Source organism: Pararhizobium sp. P1_E7 (assembly GCF_056405855.1).
This window is the reverse complement of record NZ_JBFUBH010000124.1, coordinates 1-5,561: the sequence shown is the minus strand read 5'-3', so window position 1 is coordinate 5,561 and position 5,561 is coordinate 1. Positions and strand designations below refer to the sequence as shown.

Below are 5,561 nucleotides of genomic sequence, written 5' to 3'. Positions count from 1 at the left end.
GCCTCATCCATTGCGGCCAGACCGACGTTCTGGCGCGATAAGCTGCCAGCAGCGAGCCCGATACCAGCGCATCCATCGACGCGAAAGGGAGCAGATCGCGCATGAGGGACGGCGTCCCGGTCACGGGCCAGAAGAAACGGTATGCCAACGAACATGCGATCACGGTGATGCAGATCCGCTCAATCAGGTGGCGCGGCGCCAGCAGGATCACCAGCGGCCAGATGATATAGAACTGCTCCTCGATGCTTAGGCTCCACGTGTGACATAAAACCCAAGGGTCCCACTCACCGCGAAGCGCATACCAGAAGTTCGACAGATAAAGCGCGTGCCACTTCAGATTGCTTCTGGCGCCTTCGAGATTGACAATCCAGATGAAGCCCAACATGGCGAAATAGGGAGGAAATATGCGCAGCGCACGACGTGCATAGAATGATTTCAATGCTGTAGACGGTTCGTAGCGATCGGCGCGACGCGCGTCCAAAAGCAGCCGCGTTATCAGAAATCCGCTAAGGACGAAGAACAAACGCACGCCGATATGGCCCCAAGCGGATCCATCCTCGGCAAAAAATGGGCGTACAGCACCATCGTGACGGCGACGGCTCTCAGCCCGTCCAACTGCCGGTCGCGTGCATTCGGCATAGACACCTCTCGGCTGTCAGCGTTTATCGGACGCTCTCCTCGATAGCGCTAGCTCCCCAATACCGTTCCTCCCGGCCCACCGTATTCACCCTCTACAACGTCCATACAGACGTTGAGACGTGATGGCAGACCCGGAGAGTGAAAGGCGAATCCGACCAAACTTTGACGGGCGGCCGCTTGATCAGGAGATTGCGCCGGCATGCCTTGACGGTAAGGCAACCGGCAATCCCGCCCACATGAGCGCGTTGCCGGCACAATGTGCCGGCAACACTAAGGTCTAGTTTGCAGTATCCAGTTCCGGCGAGTCTGTTTCGGTGGMCGGTTCCGGAAGCGTGTCACGAATCTGATCGATCTTGCCGACCGCAGGTCCGACGCCGAGTATGTCCTTCGCCCTCTCCAGCGTGTCATCGGTCACAACGCCGTTCTTCGTGAAGCTGGCAAGCGCATCGCGCAAGGCATCGTCGCTCAGGGCCGGATCAGTCGGAATGACGTCCGTTCCGTTCTCAGCTTCGAACTGCGCATATGCGATTGCGTAGGCCGAAATTGCCGCCATGCGAGGATCATTCGAGTTCAGGTATGCGTGATAATTCCGGTTCAGCGAACGTATTCCGGCAGTATTGGAGTCAGCAGCGTTCGTTTTCGCTTTAGCCGTCTTGGGCGCTTTTTCCGTGTGGGTTGCCTTCTCGGATTTCTTCCCGAACGTGAAAAGCGACTTCAATGTCGGCGTGTCTTTGGCGTGGTTGGCTTTTCCGCTTTTTTCCGAGCGGGTGTCCCCCGATTTCCCATGGCTGGAGCCGCCGTTGCTGCCGTGACCTCCTCCATTGCCGTTGCCATTCCCGCCTCCGCCGCCGGAGTTGCCGTTCCCGCCCTTTGCATAGGCTGCGCCCGTCACGACAAATGTGCCGCTTGCCAAGGGGGCAACTGCAATGCTCAAAGCGACGATGCCTCGTGCGATTGTTCTTGCAATAGCCATAGTGTCCTCCTGTTGAATTTTCGCGGCCGCTGTTGCAGATGAGTGAGCCGCCCTCGAAGTGACGCCAGAATAGTTGCTGCGGGAGGCGACATCCATCGCCCTCAGACCATTGCTCGGGTATATAAGACTTAGGTCTGATCGAGCTGCGCCAAAGGTCCGGCAGATATGCAAACGGATAGCGTAGCATTGACCGCTCACCTGGAGACGGTAGTTTGCCGGCACCAACATTACCGAAATGCTGCCTTGACGTTAGGCGGCCGATTCCGAGATTTCTCGTGCGCGCCGACACTTTAATCACACGATGGAACGCGCAATCGCTAACGAAGCAGTTCCTGCTGATCGGTGGCATTGTTGCGGCGACAGCCATGGTCCTGGTGGGCGGATTCGTAGCCAGCCTTATTGAAGACGCCGTCACGCGAAATTCGGCCGCGACAACGGCGCTCTATGTCGACAGCGTTATCGCACCCCTCTTGCCAGACATGCAGACGACGAAGGTCCTGGACGACGCAGCCACCCGCGCGCTCGATGAAACGCTTGGCCAGGGAGCGCTGGGGGATCGCCTCCTGTCGTTCCGGCTGTGGCGAGCAGACGGCACCGTTCTCTATTCGAACGAAGAGAACACCGTTGGAAAGCGGTTTAACCTCAGTGAAGAGCTAAGAACGGCGTTTGCCGGCGAGATGGTCGCCCAGTTCAAGCCCTTTGACGCCACGGGCGGGAGCGCCCAGTTGGCTGGGAAGCCGCTCCTTGAGATCTACAATCCTGTCCTGCAACCGTGGTCGGGCCAGGTTGTTGCCGTTTCCGAATTCCATGAGATTGCCAATGATTTCCAACACAGCTTGAGCCAGGCACGGTTCCATAGCTGGCTGGCTGTCGCCGCCTTCACCATCTCCTTCTTCACTGTTCTTTTGGTGATTGTCCTGCGGGGCAGCAGGACCATCGAAAGTCAACGCCGGTCTCTTCGGCAGCGCATAGACGAGCTCTCGGCGCTCCTTTCGCAGAACGAGACGCTCCGGGAACGCCTTCAGCGCGCGTCGCAGCGCGCGACGGCGCTCAACGAGAGCCATCTGCGGCGTATCGGCGCCGACTTGCATGACGGCCCCGCGCAGCTCGTCGCGTTTGCGTCACTAAGACTGGACAGCAATGCGTTGATCAGCCCGGCAACCTCGATGGCGGTGCGCGAACGCGAAATCGCGGCCATCAAGGCAAGCCTCGACGAGGCGATGGATGAGATCAGAACGATATCTGGCGGACTGATCCTGCCCCAGATAGAGGCCGCAAGCCTGCCGGAGATTTTGGAGCGGAGCGTTCAGGTCCACAAGCAGCGAACGGGATCGGGCGTGGAATTGTCGATATCCGCCCCGCCTGATCACCTTTCACCGTCGGCCAGGATTTGCATATACCGCTTCGTGCAGGAAGCGCTTAACAACGCGTATCGGCACGGTGGGGGCGTCGGTCAACGCGTTGTGCAGACCATGGAAGGTGACCGGGTCAGGATCGAGGTTGCCGATAGCGGGCCGGGCTTCGACCCGGACGACGTGCAGCCAACGAGCCTTGGGCTGGCAGGACTGAGAGAACGGATCGAAAGCCTGGGCGGCACATTTGAAATCAGCTCTTCAACGCCGGGCACGATTGTTAGAATGTCACTCAACATCGAGGAGATTGGACCAGTATGACGGCAGGAATACGCGTCGCGGTGATCGATGATCATCCGCTGTTCAGGGAGGGCGTAACACGAAGCCTGTCGGAGATAGACGGGTTTGAGATTGTTGCTGAGGGAAGCTCGAAGGACGATGCACTCAGAATTGCCGCGAACCTGCGCCCGGACGTCATGCTGTTGGACATTTCCATGCCGGGCGGCGGACTGAACGCGATTCCGCTCATCCTTGATATCGTCCCGTTGCAAAAGATCATTATGCTGACCGTTTCCGAGGCCAGCGACGACGTCACGACCGCTCTTTCCAGCGGTGCGAAGGGATACATCCTTAAGGGGATTGGCTCCAGGGCGCTGGCCGATGTCATTCGCACAGTGGCCTCGGGGGAGAGTTATGTCGCTCCGACACTCTCTGCCAAATTGCTTTCCAGCCGCTCACCTGCGACCGCGACCAAGTCGGACCTCATTGCAGACTTGACCACGCGCGAGCAGGAGGTGCTGCAGCTTGTGGCCGCCGGCCTGAGCAACAAGCATGTCGCCAGACAGCTCGACCTCCACGAGAAGACGATCAAGCACCACATGACGCAGATTATGACAAAACTTGGTGTCGCCAACCGGACGGAGGCTGCAATGGTGTTGCGTGACGCACGTGATCGACGCCCGGTCAGTGAATGAGGGATTGGAGCCGCTTCGCATCTGCCGACGTCGCTCGCCGGTTGACGATCGTGCGTCCCCGGGAGTCCTTCATGATGTAGCGGCCGCCTTTGATCTCCTCGCTCATCCCATCGCCGTGGCGAACCTCCAGGGTTGAGCCTCCGTCTTCGACCGTCGCCCCTTTGCTGCTTCTTCCGCTCGAGTTGCCGCCGGATTTGCTATCGTTTGTACCGCTGCTTCCCCGTCCATTTCCACCTCCACTGCCATTCCCATTCCCGCCCCCATTGCCACCGCCATTCCCGTTCCCGCCTCCGTTCCCGCTATTTCCACTCTTTGCCAAAGCAGTTTGGGGAACGAGTTCAAGTGTCAGGCCAGACATCCAGATCGTGTATGGAAGCGTCGCAACGCAGAAGCCGATTGAAACGGAACAGAGCGCCGCAACAAACTTTCGACGCGTGGTCATTGCAGTCTCCCTGAAAAAGTCCATTGGCACAGCGCTCGCGTGGCTATCGAAATATCCGTTGGCGAGCAATGGCAGATGTTCATCTCAAGATCCTCGAAACCATCGTGAAAGCGAAAAGGGGGAGCGCCAAAATGAAGAGCTGGCGGCCTTCCCCTGGATGTTGTTGCCATCTCGGCGCGGCGCGTCCCTCATGACGCGCAAAGGCCGCTCTGGTACTTCTCATTTACTCCGAAACTTTGCTCACGGCTCATTCCGGCCGTCAACGTGCGGCTTTCGCAATCCGCGAATGTCAGACTTTTTCCTCGCCGAGGTCGGACATACGTCCGATTGGCTTAGGACCAAGGTCTGACGACAATAATCGCGGCACGTCCGGGCAGCCACGTGCTTAAGTTGCTGGTCCAGATGAATATTATTGAACTGAGGTGGGTGAGACCCGTGCAGCGAAGCGCAGGATTACGCTACTTTGCCAATTACCGCTGATCTGGTTGGAATAGCTGGGGGGAAATCCGCTGAACTGTTCAGCGACCCCTCGCATTCGCGCAACTCCGATATCAGCCGCCACAATGCCTCGTCAACCGCACGGTGGGCATCGGAGACAAGCTTGGCACTCTTCCGGCTGTGGCGCAAAATGCTGTAGTTGACCGCTTTGCCCAAGGCAATATCCGCAAGTCGGCGACAGGCGGGGTTGGCCTCAACACGTCGCAAGGCAGTCCGAATATTGACGGCAAAAGCCAGTTCAAACTCGATCGAGACAAATTCATGGTCAATCGGTGTTGGATCAATACGCGACAGGAAGAGATTCCAAAACGGATCGGCTTTCATGTTCACAATTTGGCTCCCGACGTGTTGCTCACGAAGTCGAGAGCGTGTTTCGCCCATATTGGCTTAGATCCAGTCCGCGCGCGTCCGTCTTTGGTCCTAAGCACAAGGCGACTTTAGTCCCGGTTCGAGAAAAACCGTGCAGGACGGGTGTCTCCATTTTCAGCGCGGCATGGCGATCCAGACGATGATGCTGAGCGGCACGGGGCGGGATTTCAAGACGGTCGTCATCAAGCAGTTCGGGGCATTGATCGAAAAATTTCCGCTCCGCACCTTCAAGCATCCGCCGGTCAGCGAAATCTTCCAGCCGTCCTTCCGTCACCTATGACGAAGGCCGTGGCGGCCCGGTGTCGGTCGCAGGA

At 58.2% G+C, this 5,561-nt stretch carries 6 protein-coding genes and 1 pseudogene; 3 read left to right on the top strand and 4 right to left on the bottom strand.

The window, feature by feature from the left end:
* Both AC1D17_RS27490 and AC1D17_RS27485 read right to left on the bottom strand, forming a co-directional pair.
* Nucleotides 1-639, bottom strand: a pseudogene (locus AC1D17_RS27490) (acyltransferase family protein); the annotation flags it as partial.
* A gap of 277 nt (nt 640-916) precedes the next feature.
* On the bottom strand, nt 917-1,708 hold the full coding sequence (locus AC1D17_RS27485; protein WP_477568411.1) for a hypothetical protein: 792 nt from the start codon (nt 1,706-1,708) through the stop codon (nt 917-919).
* 179 nt (nt 1,709-1,887) lie between these two features.
* Here AC1D17_RS27485 and AC1D17_RS27480 point away from each other — a divergent pair, with 179 nt between their 5' ends.
* Both AC1D17_RS27480 and AC1D17_RS27475 read left to right on the top strand, forming a co-directional pair.
* A complete protein-coding gene (locus tag AC1D17_RS27480; protein ID WP_477568410.1) occupies nt 1,888-3,285 on the top strand; it encodes a sensor histidine kinase in 1,398 nt (465 codons plus the stop codon).
* Nucleotides 3,282-3,938, top strand: coding sequence for a LuxR C-terminal-related transcriptional regulator (locus AC1D17_RS27475; RefSeq protein ID WP_477568409.1), 657 nt, complete (start codon nt 3,282-3,284; stop codon nt 3,936-3,938). Before AC1D17_RS27480 ends, AC1D17_RS27475 begins: the two co-directional genes overlap by 4 nt.
* Here the strand turns inward: AC1D17_RS27475 and AC1D17_RS27470 are convergent.
* The gene (locus tag AC1D17_RS27470) at nt 3,928-4,380 is read right to left on the bottom strand and encodes a hypothetical protein (protein ID WP_477568408.1); all 453 of its coding nucleotides are present in this window, start codon (nt 4,378-4,380) and stop codon (nt 3,928-3,930) included. The genes AC1D17_RS27475 and AC1D17_RS27470 overlap by 11 nt on opposite strands.
* A 453-nt stretch (nt 4,381-4,833) precedes the next feature.
* Entirely contained in the window at nt 4,834-5,202 is a 369-nt protein-coding gene (locus AC1D17_RS27465) for a hypothetical protein (protein ID WP_477568412.1), read from the bottom strand.
* Between the two features lie 136 nt (nt 5,203-5,338).
* Here AC1D17_RS27465 and AC1D17_RS27460 point away from each other — a divergent pair, with 136 nt between their 5' ends.
* On the top strand, nt 5,339-5,527 hold the full coding sequence (locus tag AC1D17_RS27460) for a hypothetical protein (protein WP_477568407.1): 189 nt from the start codon (nt 5,339-5,341) through the stop codon (nt 5,525-5,527).
* Nucleotides 5,528-5,561 lie beyond the last annotated feature (34 nt).

Coding starts and splice junctions, on each gene's coding strand:
- AC1D17_RS27475 (WP_477568409.1), top strand. CDS start 3,282: ATGACGGCAGGAATACGCGTCGCGGTGATCGATGATCATCCGCTGTTC.
- AC1D17_RS27470 (WP_477568408.1), bottom strand. CDS start 4,380: ATGACCACGCGTCGAAAGTTTGTTGCGGCGCTCTGTTCCGTTTCAATC.
- AC1D17_RS27465 (WP_477568412.1), bottom strand. CDS start 5,202: ATGAAAGCCGATCCGTTTTGGAATCTCTTCCTGTCGCGTATTGATCCA.